Origin of the sequence: Pandoraea norimbergensis (assembly GCF_001465545.3) — a bacterium.
Taxonomy (GTDB): Bacteria; Pseudomonadota; Gammaproteobacteria; order Burkholderiales; family Burkholderiaceae; genus Pandoraea; species Pandoraea norimbergensis.
The window spans coordinates 2,181,032-2,196,996 of the sequence record NZ_CP013480.3; the positions used below are offsets into that span (position 1 = coordinate 2,181,032).

The 15,965-nt window shown below is 63.4% G+C and carries 14 protein-coding genes; 3 read left to right on the forward strand and 11 right to left on the reverse strand.

The genetic code is table 11. The annotated features are described in order from the left end of the window. Positions 1-5: 5 nt before the first annotated feature. From AT302_RS09720 to mfd, 7 genes are all read right to left on the reverse strand, one after another. Entirely contained in the window at positions 6-1,022 is a 1,017-nt protein-coding gene (locus AT302_RS09720; RefSeq protein WP_058378267.1) for a GlxA family transcriptional regulator, read from the reverse strand. A gap of 45 nt (positions 1,023-1,067) precedes the next feature. Further along, positions 1,068-1,634 carry a cysteine hydrolase family protein gene (locus tag AT302_RS09725; protein WP_058378268.1) on the reverse strand — a complete coding sequence of 189 codons (567 nt, stop codon included), beginning with the start codon at positions 1,632-1,634 and terminating at the stop codon, positions 1,068-1,070. A 111-nt stretch (positions 1,635-1,745) separates the two neighbouring features. After that, positions 1,746-2,798 carry an ornithine cyclodeaminase family protein gene (locus tag AT302_RS09730; protein ID WP_058378269.1) on the reverse strand — a complete coding sequence of 351 codons (1,053 nt, stop codon included), beginning with the start codon at positions 2,796-2,798 and terminating at the stop codon, positions 1,746-1,748. 6 nt (positions 2,799-2,804) lie between these two features. After that, positions 2,805-3,839: a threonine/serine dehydratase gene (locus AT302_RS09735; protein ID WP_237172107.1), complete on the reverse strand. Its 1,035-nt coding sequence runs from the start codon at positions 3,837-3,839 to the stop codon at positions 2,805-2,807. A 37-nt stretch (positions 3,840-3,876) separates the two neighbouring features. Continuing rightward, positions 3,877-5,160, reverse strand: a complete 1,284-nt coding sequence (locus tag AT302_RS09740; protein WP_058378270.1) for an MFS transporter — start codon at positions 5,158-5,160, stop codon at positions 3,877-3,879. A 253-nt stretch (positions 5,161-5,413) separates the two neighbouring features. Then, positions 5,414-6,631: an acetylornithine deacetylase gene (argE, locus tag AT302_RS09745; protein ID WP_058378271.1), complete on the reverse strand. Its 1,218-nt coding sequence runs from the start codon at positions 6,629-6,631 to the stop codon at positions 5,414-5,416. 202 nt (positions 6,632-6,833) lie between these two features. Continuing rightward, complete coding sequence (gene mfd / locus AT302_RS09750) at positions 6,834-10,298, reverse strand: transcription-repair coupling factor (RefSeq protein ID WP_058378272.1); 3,465 nt, start codon at positions 10,296-10,298, stop codon at positions 6,834-6,836. Positions 10,299-10,406: 108 nt separating this feature from the next. Here mfd and ispD point away from each other — a divergent pair, with 108 nt between their 5' ends. After that, a complete protein-coding gene (gene ispD / locus AT302_RS09755; protein ID WP_058378273.1) occupies positions 10,407-11,129 on the forward strand; it encodes a 2-C-methyl-D-erythritol 4-phosphate cytidylyltransferase in 723 nt (240 codons plus the stop codon). Positions 11,130-11,159: 30 nt separating this feature from the next. Next, complete coding sequence (ispF, locus tag AT302_RS09760; protein WP_058378274.1) at positions 11,160-11,681, forward strand: 2-C-methyl-D-erythritol 2,4-cyclodiphosphate synthase; 522 nt, start codon at positions 11,160-11,162, stop codon at positions 11,679-11,681. A 127-nt stretch (positions 11,682-11,808) separates the two neighbouring features. Here ispF and AT302_RS09765 read toward each other — a convergent pair whose 3' ends face one another. The 4 genes from AT302_RS09765 to ompR all read right to left on the reverse strand — a co-directional run bounded on the left by AT302_RS09765 (position 11,809) and on the right by ompR (position 15,415). Beyond that, positions 11,809-12,336: a carboxymuconolactone decarboxylase family protein gene (locus tag AT302_RS09765; protein ID WP_058378275.1), complete on the reverse strand. Its 528-nt coding sequence runs from the start codon at positions 12,334-12,336 to the stop codon at positions 11,809-11,811. A 59-nt stretch (positions 12,337-12,395) separates the two neighbouring features. After that, positions 12,396-12,944 carry a peroxiredoxin gene (locus tag AT302_RS09770; protein WP_058378276.1) on the reverse strand — a complete coding sequence of 183 codons (549 nt, stop codon included), beginning with the start codon at positions 12,942-12,944 and terminating at the stop codon, positions 12,396-12,398. Positions 12,945-13,201: 257 nt separating this feature from the next. Continuing rightward, positions 13,202-14,545, reverse strand: coding sequence for an ATP-binding protein (locus AT302_RS09775; protein WP_058378277.1), 1,344 nt, complete (start codon positions 14,543-14,545; stop codon positions 13,202-13,204). 144 nt (positions 14,546-14,689) lie between these two features. After that, the gene (gene ompR / locus AT302_RS09780; RefSeq protein ID WP_058378278.1) at positions 14,690-15,415 is read right to left on the reverse strand and encodes an osmolarity response regulator transcription factor OmpR; all 726 of its coding nucleotides are present in this window, start codon (positions 15,413-15,415) and stop codon (positions 14,690-14,692) included. A gap of 169 nt (positions 15,416-15,584) precedes the next feature. Between ompR and AT302_RS09785 the strand changes: the two genes are divergently transcribed. Continuing rightward, positions 15,585-15,899 carry a hypothetical protein gene (locus AT302_RS09785; RefSeq protein ID WP_064675059.1) on the forward strand — a complete coding sequence of 105 codons (315 nt, stop codon included), beginning with the start codon at positions 15,585-15,587 and terminating at the stop codon, positions 15,897-15,899. The last annotated feature ends 66 nt before the right edge of the window (positions 15,900-15,965 follow it).

Here is a 15,965-nt window from a genome sequence, read left to right on the forward strand (position 1 = left end):
GGTGATCAGTGGTTCACGGGGCGGCGCGCGTGGCTTGGCGGTACCGCTTCGAACTTGTGCCAGACGCGGCGCATGTGGCGCGCCGAGGCGAAGCCCGCTCGCTCGGCGATGCGCTCAAGATCGAGCTGGCTATTGCCGAGCATTTCCCTTACCAGCGCAATGCGCAACCGGTGCAGGTAGTCGATCGGGGCGGTGCCGGAGTGTTCGCGAAAGAGTCGTGTGACCTGTCGTTCGCTGGTGCTGGCGATTTCTGCCATCGCCGCGAGTGTCCAGTCGCGCGCGGGATCGGCCGCGATGGCGTCCTGCATGCGGTGCAACGCCGGGTGCAGATGATTGCGGCCTTCGAGCCACGGCGAGAGCTGCGGATCGGCGCCTGCGCGGCGTGAATACACAACCATCTGGCGGGCAATCGCGGCGGCGCACAGCGGGCTGGTGACTTCGGCAATGAGCGTGAGCATCAGATCGAGACCGGTGGTGACACCCGCGCTGCTCCAGACGTTGCCATCCTGCACATAGAGCCGGTTGTCGGCCACGCGTGCACCCGGCGCGAGCGCTCGCAGCGCATCGCAACTGCCGTGATGCGTGGTGCACATACGCCCGTCGAGCAACCCCGCCCGTGCGGCGAGCAGCGCGCCGGTACAGATGCACGCCAGCCGATGCGTGGGACGCACCGTACGCCGCAGCCACGCGACGGCCAGCGATTCGGCTTCATCACCTGAGTCGGTTGACGCCGTCGTTGGCGCAGCGTCGTCATATATCGCCGCGATCGGCAGCGGTTTTTCCACCGTGCCCGTCACGACAATCCATGCATCGTCGGGTACACCGTCGGGCAACACGGTCAATGGCGAGAGCCGCAACCCGATCGACGTGTCCACCGACGCCCGGGTGCCAACGTAATGCAACACGAACCGAACCGTGTCCTGCTGCATATTGGCCATGCGCAAGGCTTCTGCCGGTGCTGCGATGTCCAGCAGCAGCGCGTCAGGCATGACCAGCAGGTAGACAGGTTGGATTCGTGGCATCACGCGAGCGCCCAGACGAAGGACAAATTCGGACAGATCCCGACGTTACACCGCCGCGAGCGCTTCCTCAACCGTGACGATGCGCGCGAAGCGGTCGACCAGCACGGTTTCGGTACGTTCTTTCAGGTCGGCAACCGAGAGTTCGCGGCCGGTGCGCGGGTGTTTCATCGGGAACGTGAGCGTCGCTTCGGTGACGAAATCGACTTGATAACCGGCGTCGGAGGCGGCACGCGTGGTCGTCTCGCAGCACTGTTCGGTGCGGATGCCCGACACGATCAGGCGCGTGATGCCATGTTCCACCAGCCACGGGCCGAGCGTGGAGCCGGCCAGTGCGCTGTGCTTGACCTTATCTACCGTAAAGACCGGCTCGATGCGAAGCTCTTCGAGCGTACGCACGAAGCCTGAGGCGCGCGCGAACACGCCCGAGTCGATGTGGAAGACTTGCACGACCGGCACGCCACGGGCGACCGCGCCATCGACCAGCGCCTGCTGGCGCGAGAAGTACGTGGCCAGATCGTCTTCGCGCCAGTACGGGCGCTGGCGGAACGATTCCTGCGCATCGATGACGAGCAGGGCAGTGCGGAATGCTTGTGACGATTGAGCTTGCGACATGACGAACTCCGTGGAGTGGGGTGACGATGGCCCCATATTACGGAGGTTCACGCGCGGGCGACAGACCGTGTGCGGACGGGAAGCGGACGGATTCGGACAGCCCTGCGGCACTCAGATGGCGGCGCGTACCCCAACGCTTTCGCCCGACGGGGTCTGCGCACGCCGATAGAGTGCGGCGGCCAGTGCCACGTCTTGCGCGCCCATGCCGAGCGATTTGAACAGCGTGACGTCCTCCGCGCTGGTCCGGCCGAGGTGTCGGCCGATAACCAGTTCACCGAGTTCGGCCAGCAGATCCTCCGGACCGATGCGGCCTTCAGCGGCAGCGGCGAGATAGTCACCCGACTCGTTGACCGTCGACTCGCGGCGGTCGACAAACAGTCGGGCGCGCGCCATCAACTCGGTATCGGCTTCGCGATGGCGCGGCGTGCTGCTGCCGACCAGATTGACGTGCGTGCCCGGTGCCAGCCAAGCGGAGTGCAGCACCGGCTCGGTGGTGTTGGTCACGGTCACGACGATATCGGCATCGCACACGGCGGCTTCGACGCTGTCGGCGGCCTCCAGTGTGAACCCGTAGTTCGGTTGTTCCTTGTCGACAAACGCTTGTGCACTGGCGCGCGAGCGGCTGGCCACGCGAACGTGTTGCAACGGTCGCGCGGCAGCTAAGGCGGCAAGGTGCCAATGCGCTTGATGGCCTGCGCCGATCAGCGCGAGACGCGTCGCGTCGTGGCGCGCGAGCAGGCGGGTCGCCAGCCCGGTGACGGCGGCGGTGCGAATGCCGGTGATTTCGGCGGCATTCATGACCGCAAGCAACTCGCCTGTCTCACCGCTCATCAGCACGACACAGCCCTGATGCGGGTCTTTCCCCAGCATGCTGTTGCCGGGGAAGAACGTGCCGACCTTCGCCCCGTAGACCGGCGGGTTGTCCTCGCTCGCTTCATTTCCCGCGCTTCCCGCAATAAACGCCGGCATCATCCCCAGCATGCCTTTCGCACCGAGCGCTTCCGGCGGCCGGATGATTTGACGCAGGGGCAAATAAATTTGCTCACGCGCCAGTGCGGCGAACATCTCCGACATGACGGGAATCGCGTCGGCGACAGGCATCAGCGCCGCGACTTGCGCGGCGTCGAGCAGCAAAACGGCAGGCGAGGGCGAGGTGGCGGTCATCGTCGGTCAGGCGTTGGCTTCTGCCGCCAGTGCGGCGTCGATATGACGCTGGAACGTGGCAGGGTCAGTGTTCGTGCCGCACAACAGCACGCCCACTCGCTTGCCGGCAAGCTTCTCGCGCAGCGGCCCCATCAGGGCGGCGGTGGCTGCCGCGCAAGCCGGTTCCACGGCCAGCTTCAATTGACGGAACAACGTCAGCATACCGGCGCGCATCTGATCGTCGGTCACCGTCACCAGTTCGTCGATATGACGGCGGCACAGCGTGTAGCTGTACAACTCGGTGTGCGGTGCCATGAGGCTGTCGGCAATGCCCGTCATCGGGCCCATCTTGACCGGACCGTTCGCCGCAAAGCTCTGCGCCATGGCATCGGCACCCGCCGGTTCCACGCCGTAGACCTTCACGTGCGGCGCGAACAGCTTGAATGCAGTCGCGACACCCGCGATCAGACCGCCACCGCCAATCGGCACGATGACGGCGTCGAGATCGGGGGCTTGTTGTGCCCATTCATAGCCGAGCGTTGCCGTGCCCAGTACCGTGCGATAGCCGTTGAACGGGTGCACGAAGAAACGGCCTTCCTCCTGCTCCACGCGTTTGACCGTCTCGAACGCCTCATGCACGTTCTCCGCCAGCACGAGGTCGGCGCCGTACTCACGGCACAGCGACGAACGTGCGGGGCTGGCGGTCTTGAGCATCACCGTCTTCGCGCTCACGCCCATCGCCTGCGCAGCGTAAGCCACCGCCACGGCGTGGTTGCCCGCAGAAACGCAGGTCACACCGGCTTGGCGCTGCGCATCGCTGAGTGCGAGCAGATTGGAGAACGCACCCCGTGCCTTGAACGTGCCCGAGGCTTGCAGCAGTTCGTACTTGAAGGTCAGTTGCGTGTCGCCCAGCGTGGGGAAATCGCGACGCGTGAAGACCGGCGTATTGCGCACGTACGGCCCGAGTTGCTCGTGCAGCGCGGCAATGGCTTCTTTGGTGGGCGCGGGCTGGCCGTCGATGGTTTCAGCGTGCAGGTCCGGGGTGGCGTTCGGGTGAGTCACTTGGACATTGTCTCCAGAATAGGCGCGGTGGATAGCGTTAGCGCAGACCTATGCTACGCACGCGCAGCAGGGCGGTAATGCTGATCAGGGCCGCAAAAATCAGATAGAAGCTCGGCGCGAGCTTGTTGCCGGTAGCGCCGATGAGCCACGTGATGATAAACGGTGCGAAGCCGCCGAACACGGTAGCCGCGATGTTATAGCCCAGCGACAGGCCCGTAGTGCGCACCTGCACCGGGAACAACTCGGTGAGCAGAGCGGGCAGGGCGCCGAAGTAGGTCGTCATCAGCAGGCCCAGCACGATCTGGAACACCATGAGCGAACCGAACGTCGGGTTGGCATCCAGAAAGCGGAACATCGGGTAGACCAGTACCAGCAGCGCCACGGCGGCCACGAGCATCGGCTTGGTGCGCCCGTGCGTGTCCGACCAGTGGCCGACGATCGGCGCGACGATCAACTGCACCACGCCCGTCAGCAGCACGGCGGAGAAGGCGGCCGATGACGGAATGCCCAGTTGCTTGACGGCATACGTCGGCATGTAAAGCACGAGATACGTGGCAACGGTCGCCATGACCACGACACCGATGGCCAGCAGCAGGCGTTCCTTCTGGCTCGTGAAGGTGTCGCGCAGCGGGCTTTGCGTCGGCTCTGCGTCGAGGAACTCGGGCGTCTCGTCCAGACGGCGGCGAATGTAGTACGCGACCGGACCGATCAGCAGGCCGAAGAAGAACGGCACGCGCCAGCCCCACGAGGCCATGGCTTCGGGCGTCAGGTTGCCCGTGAGCAAGGCGCCGAAACCGGCGGCGAGCAACGTGGTGAGACCTTGGCTCGCGACCTGCCAGCTCGAGAAGAAACCACGGCGTTGCGGCGCGTGCTCAGCCAGAAATGCCGTAGCACTGCCGAATTCGCCACCGGCGGAGAAGCCCTGAATCATGCGGGCGAGCACGATGCCGATCGGCGCGAGAATGCCGATCGACGAATACGTCGGCATGATGGCGATGAGCAGCGTGCCCACCATCATCAACAGGATCGAGAGCGTGAGGGCAGCCTTGCGGCCTGCGCGGTCGGCATACACGCCGATCACGATGGCACCGAGCGGTCGCATGAAGAACGACACGCCGAACGTGCCCAGCGCGATCAGCAGCGACACCGTGTCGTTGCCTGTCGGGAAGAACAGCTTGGCAATGGTCACGGCAAAGAAGCCGTACACCACGAGGTCGAACCATTCGAGGGCGTTGCCGATCGAGGCCGAGACGATCACACGCCAGGCGTGCGGGGAAGTACGGGCGGCCGGGGCCGTCGCGTCGGGGGCTGCTGCGCTCATGTGCGAGATCTCCAGATCCTGTCGTGCGTTATGTATGCGTTGAGTGCTTGTTATCTTGCTCGTTTGGACGTCCTGTGCGCTCTTGCGAAAGTCTTGGCGTTGCGATGCTTTCGACGGGCGTCTGGTACTGCGATCAGGTACTGCAACGCGCTTCAGCGGTGAAGCGCCATGGCAACGGGCCGCATCCAGAAGCGGAATGCGGCCCGGTGTTACGTCAGTCGGTGCGGTTGCCTAAAGTGGCTCAGGCAGGGGCTCAGGCGCCGACGGTGTTGCTGCGAATCAGCTTTTGCAGGAACGACTCGCACTGGGCGATCTGTTCGAGCGAAACGAATTCGTTCGGCTTGTGCGCCTGTTCGATATTGCCCGGGCCACACACGATCGACGGCACGCCTGCCAGTTGGAACTGACCGGCTTCGGTGCCGTAGGCCACCTTGCGCTTGTCGGTGTCTTTGGTGAGGGCGCGCACGAGTTGCGTGATGGCGTCCTGCTCCGAAGCGTCGAGCGCCGGGGCAGCGGCGATCTTCTTGAACTCGATACCGGCGTTCGGGTGTTCCTTCTGCATTTTCGGCACCAGCTCTTCGATCGCATATTGCTGAATGCGCGCGAAGATGCCTTCGGCGTCAACGCCCGGCAGGTTGCGGTATTCGAAAACGAATTCGCACAGCGCCGGGATCGTGTTCAGCGCGATGCCGCCCGAGATCGTGCCCGTTTGTGCCGTGGTGAACGGCACGTCGAACAGTTCGTCGAACGGGCCGACTTGCTTGAAGTGGTCGGCCAGATCGCGGATGTAGCAGATCAGGCGCGCGGCGTATTCGATGGCGTTCGAGCCCTTCGGCGTGAGCGACGAGTGCGCGGCATGGCCGCGCACGCAGCACTGATAGGCGTTGATGCCCTTGTGCGCCACGATCACGCGCATGCTGGTCGGCTCGCCGACGATGCAACCGTCCGGGCGAATGCCGCGCTCGCGCAGTTCGGCCAGCATCACTGGTGCGCCCACGCAGCCGATTTCTTCGTCGTAAGAGAACGCGAAGTGGAACGGCGTCTTGAGCTTGGCGTCGCGCATCTGGGGCAGCACGGTCATGACCGAGCCGATGAAGCCCTTCATGTCGCAGGTGCCACGGCCATAAAGATTGCCATCGCGAACTTCAGGCTTGAACGGGTCGGTGTCCCACGGCTGGCCGTCGACCGGCACCACATCGGTGTGGCCCGACAGGACGATGCCGCCTTGCGTGTTGCCGTCGGCCGCGGGCAGCGTAACGAACAGATTGGCCTTTCGTTTGGTGGCGTCATACGACAGCCACGGTTCGACGCCGGCGTCCTTCAGGCTGTCGCGCACCGTCTCGATCAGGCCGAGGTTCGATTCGCGACTCGTCGTGTCGATGCTGACCAGCTTCTTGATCCAGTCGAGCGATGCGGGTTGGGCGTCGTTGGCGGCTTGCGTCGCAGAGCTCAGGGGGGAAGCGCTTGTCATTCGAATCTCCGGGAATCTTCCAGTCATACGTACCGGGAAATGGTACTCAAAAATAATTTAGAGGTAAAAGATTGCTTGCACAACCATTCTTGCATTGCGGGAATTCATCGTTATTTGCGCGGGTAAACCATGCACGCCACGCACGCGCATGCGGGTTTGCCCTTGGTTTTCCGATGAATTGCCGCAGGGTGTGGTGCTCATGTCAGGCCGCGCGTGCGCCGGGGGAACTGATGGCGCGCAAGGTTTCCTTGATCGCACGCACGCGATCGGTCAGTTGCGGGTGCTTCGCTTCGATGCGCAGTTTGTCCTGACCGGCCAGCTTGATGTGGCGATGCTTCTGCACCAGTTCGATGATGCGCATCGGGTCCACGGCGGGCGTGGGTTCGAATTGCAGGGCGATGGCTTCTTCGCTCGCATCGATCTTGGTGATGCCCAGCGGCTTGGCGAGCAGGCGCATGCGGTGCGTCTCGATCAGCGCCTGCGCCTGCTGCGGCAGCTTGCCGAAGCGGTCGACCAGTTCTTCCTGAATCGTGTCGATCGCGTCTGCGTTCGTGCCGTTGGCCAAGCGCTTGTACAGCGACAGACGCTCCTGCACGTCGCCACAGTAGTCGCTCGGCAAGATGGCCGGCACGTGCAGGTTGATCTCGGTGGTGACTGCCAGCGGCGCGTTCAGGTCCGGCTCGCGGCCAGCCTTGAGTGCGCTTACGGCGTCGGCGAGCATGTCGGTGTAAAGCTGGAAGCCGATCTCGTGGATTTCTCCCGACTGCTTGTCGCCGAGCACTTCGCCCGCGCCGCGAATTTCCAGATCGTGCATGGCCAGATAGAAGCCGGCGCCGAGTTCTTCCATTTGCTGAATCGCTTCCAGACGGCGCTGGGCCTGCTTGGTGAGCGATTTCGGATCGTGCACCAGCAGGTAAGCGTAGGCCTGATGGTGCGAGCGGCCGACGCGGCCACGCAACTGGTGCAACTGCGCAAGACCGAACTTGTCGGCGCGGTGCATCAGGATGGTGTTGGCGGTCGGCACGTCGATGCCGGTTTCGATAATCGTCGTGCACAGCAGCACGTTGGCGCGCTGGGTCACGAAGTCGCGCATCACGCGCTCGAGATCGCGCTCGTGCATCTGCCCGTGGGCGACGACGATGCGCGCTTCGGGCACCAGTGCCTCCAGTTCCAGCTTGCGGTTCTCGATAGTCTCGACTTCGTTGTGCAGGAAGTACACCTGACCGCCGCGCTTGAGTTCGCGCAGCATGGCTTCGCGAATCACGCCGTCTTCTTCACGGCGTACGAAGGTCTTGATGGCCAGACGTTTTTGCGGGGCGGTAGCGATCACCGAGAAGTCGCGCAGGCCTTCGAGCGCCATGCCCAGCGTGCGCGGAATCGGCGTTGCGGTGAGTGTGAGCACGTCGACTTCGGCGCGCAGTGCCTTGAGCGCTTCCTTCTGACGGACACCGAAGCGGTGTTCCTCGTCGATGATGACCAGCCCCAGACGCTGGAACTGAATGTCGTTCGAGAGCAGCTTGTGCGTGCCGATCACGATGTCGACCTGCCCGTCGTTGATGGCCTTCACGCTCGTATTCACTTCCTTGGTGGTCTTGAAACGCGAGAGTTCGGCAATGCGCACCGGCCAGTCGGCGAAGCGGTCGGAGAAGGTCTGGGCATGCTGTTCGGCGAGCAGCGTCGTGGGGGCGAGCAGGGCAACCTGCTTGCCGTCGAGCACGGCGATGAACGCGGCACGCAACGCCACTTCGGTCTTGCCGAAGCCGACGTCGCCGCACACCAGCCGGTCCATCGGCTTGCCGCTGGTCATGTCGGCCATGACGGCGTTGATGGCGGCGGCTTGATCGGGGGTCTCTTCGAAGCCGAAGCTGTCGGCAAATTTTTCGTAGTCGCGCGGCGAAAGTTCGAACGCATAGCCCGAGCGTGCGGCGCGACGCGCGTACAGATTGAGCAGCTCGGCCGCCGTGTCGCGAATCTGCTGGGCGGCCTTGCGTCTGGCCTTCTCCCATTGACCCGAGCCCAGCGAGTGCAGCGGCGCGGTGTCGGGGTCGGCGCCGCTGTAGCGCGAGATCAGGTGCAGTTGCGAGACCGGTACGTAGAGTTTGCTCTGGCCGGAGTAGTCGAGATGCAGGAACTCGGTTTCACCTTCGCCGAGGTCCATGCTGATCAGCCCCTGATAGCGGCCGATGCCGTGCTGGCTATGCACCACCGGGTCGCCGACCTTGAGCTCGGCGAGGTCGCGCACCATCGAGTCGACCGACGTCGCCTGTTCCTGACGGCGTTTGCCGACACGGCGTGCCAGGCCTTCGTAAAGCTCGTTCTCGGTGATGAACGCGAGGTCTTCCGTCGGCAGCAGAAAGCCCGAGGCCAGCGGTGCGACGCCAATCGCGAAGCGCGCATCCGAGGTCAGAAAATCTTCCAGCGATTCGACCGAGACCGGGCGCAGATCGTTGTCGTGCAGCAGTTGCAGCAGCGTCTCGCGACGGCCCGCGGAGTCGGCGCAGAGCAGCACACGCGCGGGCGTGCGGGCGAGATACGCGCGTAGCGCGGCCAGTGGATCGTCGGCGCGACGGTTGACCGAGATCGTCGGCAGCGGGATCGCCCAACTGCCGTCGCCGGGCTTCGCCAGCGTCAGGCGGGCGAACGGCTTGGCGAACGTGAAGAAGTCCTGATCGAGCAGAAACAGTTGCTCGGGCGGCAGCACCGGGCGCTCGCGGTCGTGCGAGAGAAAGTTGTAGCGCTGACGCGTGTCGTTCCAGAAGCGCTGGATCGCACCTTCCAGATCGCCGACGAACACCAACTGGGCGTCGGGCGGCAGATAGTGGAAGAGCGTGGCCGTCTCTTCGAAGAACAGCGGCAGGTAGTACTCGATGCCCGCGGAGGGCACGCCGCTGCCCATGTCTTTGTAGATCGTGCTGCGGCTCGGGTCGCCTTCGAACACCTCGCGCCAGCGACCGCGAAACGCGGTGCGGGCGGGTTCGTCGAATGGGAATTCTCGGCCCGGGAGCAGGCGCACTTCCTTGACCGGATAGAGGCTGCGCTGCGTGTCCGGATCGAAAGCGCGGATGCTGTCGACCGTGTCGTCGAACAGATCGAGACGATAGGGCAGTGGCGAGCCCATCGGGAACAGATCGATCAGACCGCCGCGCACGCAGTACTCGCCGGGACGCATCACCTGCGACACGTGCTCGTAACCGGCGAGCGTGAACTGCGACTTCAGCTTCGCTTCGTCAAGCCGTTCGCCTTGCCGGAAGTAGAACGTGTAGGCCGCCATGAAGCTGGCCGGCGCCATGCGGTAGAGCGCGGTGGTGGCGGGCACGAGCACAATGTCGCAGCGTTTTTCGCCGAGATCGTGCAAGGTGGCCAGCCGTTCCGAGATCAGGTCCTGGTGCGGCGAGAACGTGTCGTAAGGCAACGTTTCCCAGTCGGGCAGCAGGCGCACGCGCGCCTCGGGCGCGTACCACTTGAGTTCTTGCTGGAGCCGCAGCGCGTCGGTCGCCTGCGCGCAGACAACCGCGAGCAGCGGCATGCGCTCCCGATTGGCTTCGAAGTAGCGGGCGATGAGCAGGGCGTCAGACGACGCGTGGGCACCGGCGAAGGCGTAACGCTGTCCCGCTTTCACGAGCGGCACAGGCACGGTATTACGGGATATGGCGTTAGCGGATGACATAGAAAAGCGTTGCAGAAATGGCAAAGCACGGGGCTCCATGAAGATGGGGCCCCGTGAAGATCAGCGTCTATTATAAAATCCCCGCTTTACCCTTACCTGCGTTTTATCGTGAGCGACCGACTTTTTGCTGTCATCCCGTGCGCCGGGGCCGGTGTGCGCGCCGGGGCCGACGTGCCCAAGCAGTACCGGAGCGTGGGCGGACGCGCCATGCTTCACTATGCGCTCGCCGCGTTTGACGCCTGTTCCGAGTTCGCCCAGACCGTGCTGGTGCTGGCGCCGGACGACAATCACTTCGATGGCCGCCGCTTTGGCCCTCTGCGTTTTGCCGTGCGCCGCTGCGGCGGGGCGTCGCGTCACGCGTCGGTGCTTGGCGGTCTTCAGGCGCTGACCGAATTCGGCGCGCAGGACAGCGACTGGGTGCTCGTGCACGACGCGGCACGCCCGGGCATCACCCCGGCGCTGATCCGCACGTTGGTCGAAGCCCTGCGCGACGACCCCGTCGGCGGCATTCTGGCGCTGCCCGTGGCCGATACGCTCAAGCGTGAAGACGCACCGGCGGCTGCCGGTGGACTGGCGGCCGTGGCCGCAACCGAATCGCGCGACGGCCTTTGGCAGGCACAAACGCCGCAGATGTTCCGTCTCGGCATGCTGCGTCAGGCGCTCGAAGACGCACTTGCCGCCGGTGCCGAAGTGACCGATGAGGCCAGCGCCATCGAGCGCATGGGGCATGCCCCCAAGCTCGTGCGTGGCAGTCTGCGCAACTTCAAGGTCACGTATCCCGAAGATTTCGCGCTGGCCGAGGCTTTTCTCGGCGCGGCTCGCCCGGCGTAAGCTGGGTCTCCTGCATTTGACGATCCCTTCATGACTGAACAAGCTGTTTCTTCCATTTCGCTCGCCGCCTTGTCCAAACTTCGCATCGGTCAGGGTTATGACGTGCATGCGCTCGTCCCCGGCCGTCCGCTGGTGATGGGCGGCGTGACCATTCCGTTCGATCGCGGCCTGCTCGGCCACTCGGACGCCGACGTGCTGCTGCACGCGATCACCGATGCCGTGCTCGGCGCGGCGGCGCTCGGCGACATCGGCCGTCACTTCCCGGACACGGACCCGACGTTCAAGGGGGCAAACAGCGTCGTTTTGCTGCAAGAGGCAATGCGCCGCGTGCGTGCGCAGGGTTACGAGATCGTCAACATCGACTGCACGGTGATTGCACAGGCGCCGAAGCTGGCCCCGCATATCGCCGCGATGACGCAGTCGATTGCCGACGCGCTGGGGATTACCGTCGGTCAGGTCAACGTGAAGGCCAAAACCAACGAGAAGCTCGGCTATCTCGGCCGTCAGGAAGGCATCGAGGCACAAGCGGCGGCGTTGCTGATGGGCGCGTAAGGCTTGAGATGTGAGGGGGTGATGCCCCCGAACGGCTGCCAATGAAAACGGCGCTGCGGGGTTGAACCCGGCAGCGCCGTTTTGCTTGGTGCGTCGTCAGACGAAAGCCTGACGATGACCTCCGACTTTATGCCGCTTCGGCAGCGATCACTTGCGCGGCAGCATTGATGACAGCGGCGATACGGCCGACGTCACGCAGTTGCGCGGTGCTCATGCCTTGTTCGGTGGCGAGCAGGTGATAGTGCGACTTCACGCAGAAGTGGCACTTGCCGACGATGGACGCGGCCAGCGCGTACATCTCGAAGCGTCGCTGATCCACGCCGCCCCGGGTGGCGTAGGCGTTCATGCGCAGTTGGGCCTTCTCGTTCTTGAGCTCGGCGTTGTCCGCCATCTCGAGATACGGGTACCACGTGTTGTTCATGCCCATGAGCGCGGCAGCGGTCAACGCGCCTTCCAGCTCTTCCGGGGGCAGCACACCCGATTCACGAATGGCCTTGATCAGCGGCTGGCTCTTCGCGGCAAACGCAGCGGCAAGGGCCACGCCCACGGCATCGGTGCCTTCCAGCGAGGAACGAGCGATCGTACCGTCGAGGTTCAGGCGGATGTCCTTGGCGTAATCGGGAATCTGCGCCTTAATCGCGTTCAGGAATTCCATAAATTTCTCCTATTGCGTTGGGCTGAAAAAGCCCGCTCGCGCGGGCTTCGAGGCAAAACTTACAGCGTGTTGCCACCGACCGCACGGTTGCACGGGCAGAGTTCGTCCGTTTGCAGACCGTCCAGAATACGCAGCACTTCTTCCGGGTTACGGCCAACGTTCAGGTTGTTCACCGAAACGTGCTGGATGACGTTGTGCGGGTCAACGATGAACGTTGCACGCAGGGCCACGCCAGCTTCCTTGTCACGCACGCCGAGCTGGTCGATCAGCGAACCGGTCACATCGCCGAACGAGTAGTGGTTCAGCTTGTTCAGGTCCTTGTGCTCACGGCGCCATGCCAGCTTCACGAATTCGTTGTCGCTCGAACCGCCGAGCAGCACAGCGTCGCGATCGGCGAAGTCGCCGTTCAGCTTGCCGAATTCGACGATTTCGGTCGGGCACACGAAGGTGAAGTCCTTCGGGTAGAAGTAAATGATCTTCCACTTGCCCGGGAACGAGGCTTCGGTGATGGTTTCGAAAGCCGACACGCCGTTTTCTTCGTGGTTGTTAAAACCAGGCTTTGCCGCTTCTACCGAGAACGCTTCGAGTTTGTCGCCGACAGTTTTCATCGATTTACTCCTTAATTGATGCGGTTAACGTTGGATGTCTTCAAATACATCGCAACCTGCAACTACCCGGGTTCACGCGATCCCGGGCAACTAACGGATTATACGCTATCGAATGATCGACAGCAATAGTTTGTATTTATGGCGGGGATAGTTAAATCAAATCCCGTCGATAGGATTTTGTGAGTGGCCCGAGGTGAGGGCTTTCATGAAGCGATTCGGGACCCCATTCGCGAGGCCCAATTTCCGCACGATACGCCTTATTTAGCAAGCGGAAATGACACGATGATTTCAAGGCCGGAGCCGGGGCGCACGTTACTCAGCGTTGCCTGCCCTTTGTAGCGCGACGCGATGCGCTGCACGATGGCCATGCCGAGCCCCGTGCCGTCGGCTTTGGTGCGGGCGGTGTCGACGCGGTAGAACGGACGGAAGACCAGCGCGAGTTGCTCCTCGGGAATGCCCGGGCCGGTATCGCGCACTCGCATCTCGACGCGCTCGCCAAGGACACGCGTCGTGATGTGCACGTTGGCGATGTCGCTCACGGCATCGCGTCCGTACTTGCGGGCATTCTCGATCAGGTTGTTGAGCAGACGCTTCAGGTCGGTGCGCTCGGCGAGCACGAAGGCCTCTTCGCCCAGTTCGACCGTGATGTTCAAATCTTCGCGCCCCTCGAACGCATGCACCGTTTCGCGCACGGTCTCCGAGAGATCGATGGTTTGCAGCACAGTGCGCGAGGCTGGCCGGGCGTAATCGAGGAAGCGGCCGATGATCTCGTCCATCTGTTCGATGTCGCTGATCATGTCGCGCTTGACCGATTCTTCCGAGGGGCTCATTTCGGTTTCCAGCCGCAGACGCGCCAACGGCGTGCGCAGATCGTGCGAGATGCCCGCGAGCATCAGTGCCCGGTCGGCTTCCAGCCGCTCAAGTTCCTGCACCATCTGATTGAAACTGCGGTTCGCCTCGGCGGCCTCACCCATGCCGCGCTCCGGCAAGGGGTCGGGCCGGTGGCCGCCGCCGATGGCGCGGGCCGCGTGTGCAAGTCGCGCGAATGGCCGGTTCACCAGCGCCGTGATGAAGGCCGCCCCGATCAGCGAGAGCGCCAGCGCGAACGTGCCCCAACTGAACAGCTGCAAACCGGTGGCGGTGTCGATGCGGTCTTGTTCGATGGCGACCCAGTAGTCGTCTTCATCGATCTTGAAGCTGATCCACATCGCGGGGATTTCGTTGACCGACGAGGCGATCACCGTGTCGGTGCCGAGCCGGCGCTGTACGTCGCGCGTGATCAGATCCGTCACCACGCCGCCGGCCTGCTTCTCGATCTTGTCGGCGGGTTCGCGCGGGTAGACGCGAATGCCTTCGTTGCTCTCGAGATCCTGCAAGAGCGCGCGGCGCAGATCGGGCTCGGAGTAGAGCAGGGCGGTGCGCGTGAGTTTGACGATCGACACGAGTTGCTGCGCCACGCGTTGGGCGCGCGGTTCGCGCTCGATCACGCGAAAGCTCTGATACCAGGCGGCCAGACTCACGCCGATCAGCAGGGCAATCAGGAAGAAGGTACGCCAGAACAGACCGCCGAACAGCCCGCGTACCATCCGGATCGGATGCATGGGGTTGCTCCGTCTAATGCGAAATGCGTGCGTGCACGGTTGCCCGGCCGGCCATCAGTGGCCCGCCCGGATAAGACACGACGCCGGTGCGCGAAGAGGTCGCGACCGGCGTCGTTTTGTTGCGTGAGACGTAAAGCCGAGCGATCACGCGCCGCCGTCCGGGATGAAGACGTAGCCCAGGCCCCAGACCGTCTGGATGAAACGCGGGCTGCCCGGGTCGGGCTCGATCAGCTTGCGAAGACGCGAGATCTGCACGTCGAGGCTGCGGTCGAAGACTTCGTATTCGCGACCGCGTGCCAACTCCATCAGCTTCTCGCGAGAGAGCGGCTGACGCGGATGACGGGCGAAGACCTTCAACACGGAGAACTCACCGGTGGTCAGTGCAATTTCCTGACCGTTCTTGGTGAGTGTGCGCGTCGCGAGGTTCAGGGCGAAGTCACCGAACTCGAACGTCTCCATGGTTTCACTGGGCGCACCGGGGAGTTCAGGCGGGGCCTGACGGCGCAGCACGGCGTGAATGCGGGCGACGAGTTCGCGCGGATTGAAGGGTTTCGGCAGATAATCGTCCGCACCCATTTCGAGGCCGACGATTCGGTCGACATCCTCGCCCTTGGCCGTTAACATGATGATCGGCGTGCGGTCGTTGGCGCCACGCAGACGGCGGCAAATAGAGAGACCGTCTTCACCGGGGAGCATCAGGTCCAGCACGAGCAGATCGAACCGCTCGCGCACCCAAAGCTTGTTCATGGCCGTGGCATTTTCGGCCACGAAGACATTGAAGCCCTGTTCCCCGAGGTAACGACGCAGCAAGTCGCGCAAGCGCGGATCGTCGTCGACAACCAGAATTTTGGAAGCGTTTTTATTTTCCATGCCACGTATCTTAGCTCGAAATGCCGCGAACTGAGGAGGCCGCCAAAGCGGGTTACAAAGGGTTACATAATTTACCCTACGGCTTGTGCGCTGACCATAGGCAGTGGGTACACTTGCACCCCTGCCAGGGCGAAAACCTGCCGCGTGGCATGAAGGACATACGCAAAAGATGAGATGGGCTGCTGAGTTTTCGCTACTGTTCGGGGGGATCATGCTCTGGGGACACCTGAGCGTGACGTATGCCCGTCCCGTGCCGCATTTCAGCGCTCAGACGCACGCCGCACCGAAGGTCGAGCGTGCTTCGCCGCAGCAACGCAACGCGCCAAAGAATTCACCTGCCAGCGATTCGAATGCCGAGCGTCGTGCCGACGATCTGCCGAATCCGCCGGCGGGCCGCCGTCCCAACGGCCATATGACCCCGGAAGACCGGCGCTTGCTTCGTCAGCATATTCAGGATGCGGTGCGCGAGTTGTATAGCCACTGATCCGCTTATAGACGAAGCCCAGCCCCGTTCGCCAACGTTGCCCCCTGTGATGCGAGCGCCTCATGA

What these genes read in the sequence shown, in the direction of transcription:
- AT302_RS09720 (WP_058378267.1), bottom strand. Translation starts at nt 1,022, where the DNA reads ATGCCACGAATCCAACCTGTCTACCTGCTGGTCATGCCTGACGCGCTG.
- AT302_RS09725 (WP_058378268.1), bottom strand. Translation starts at nt 1,634, where the DNA reads ATGTCGCAAGCTCAATCGTCACAAGCATTCCGCACTGCCCTGCTCGTC.
- AT302_RS09730 (WP_058378269.1), bottom strand. Translation starts at nt 2,798, where the DNA reads ATGACCGCCACCTCGCCCTCGCCTGCCGTTTTGCTGCTCGACGCCGCG.
- AT302_RS09740 (WP_058378270.1), bottom strand. Translation starts at nt 5,160, where the DNA reads ATGAGCGCAGCAGCCCCCGACGCGACGGCCCCGGCCGCCCGTACTTCC.
- argE (WP_058378271.1), bottom strand. Translation starts at nt 6,631, where the DNA reads ATGACAAGCGCTTCCCCCCTGAGCTCTGCGACGCAAGCCGCCAACGAC.
- mfd (WP_058378272.1), bottom strand. Translation starts at nt 10,298, where the DNA reads ATGTCATCCGCTAACGCCATATCCCGTAATACCGTGCCTGTGCCGCTC.
- ispF (WP_058378274.1), top strand. Translation starts at nt 11,160, where the DNA reads ATGACTGAACAAGCTGTTTCTTCCATTTCGCTCGCCGCCTTGTCCAAA.
- AT302_RS09765 (WP_058378275.1), bottom strand. Translation starts at nt 12,336, where the DNA reads ATGGAATTCCTGAACGCGATTAAGGCGCAGATTCCCGATTACGCCAAG.
- AT302_RS09770 (WP_058378276.1), bottom strand. Translation starts at nt 12,944, where the DNA reads ATGAAAACTGTCGGCGACAAACTCGAAGCGTTCTCGGTAGAAGCGGCA.
- AT302_RS09775 (WP_058378277.1), bottom strand. Translation starts at nt 14,545, where the DNA reads ATGCATCCGATCCGGATGGTACGCGGGCTGTTCGGCGGTCTGTTCTGG.
- ompR (WP_058378278.1), bottom strand. Translation starts at nt 15,415, where the DNA reads ATGGAAAATAAAAACGCTTCCAAAATTCTGGTTGTCGACGACGATCCG.
- AT302_RS09785 (WP_064675059.1), top strand. Translation starts at nt 15,585, where the DNA reads ATGAGATGGGCTGCTGAGTTTTCGCTACTGTTCGGGGGGATCATGCTC.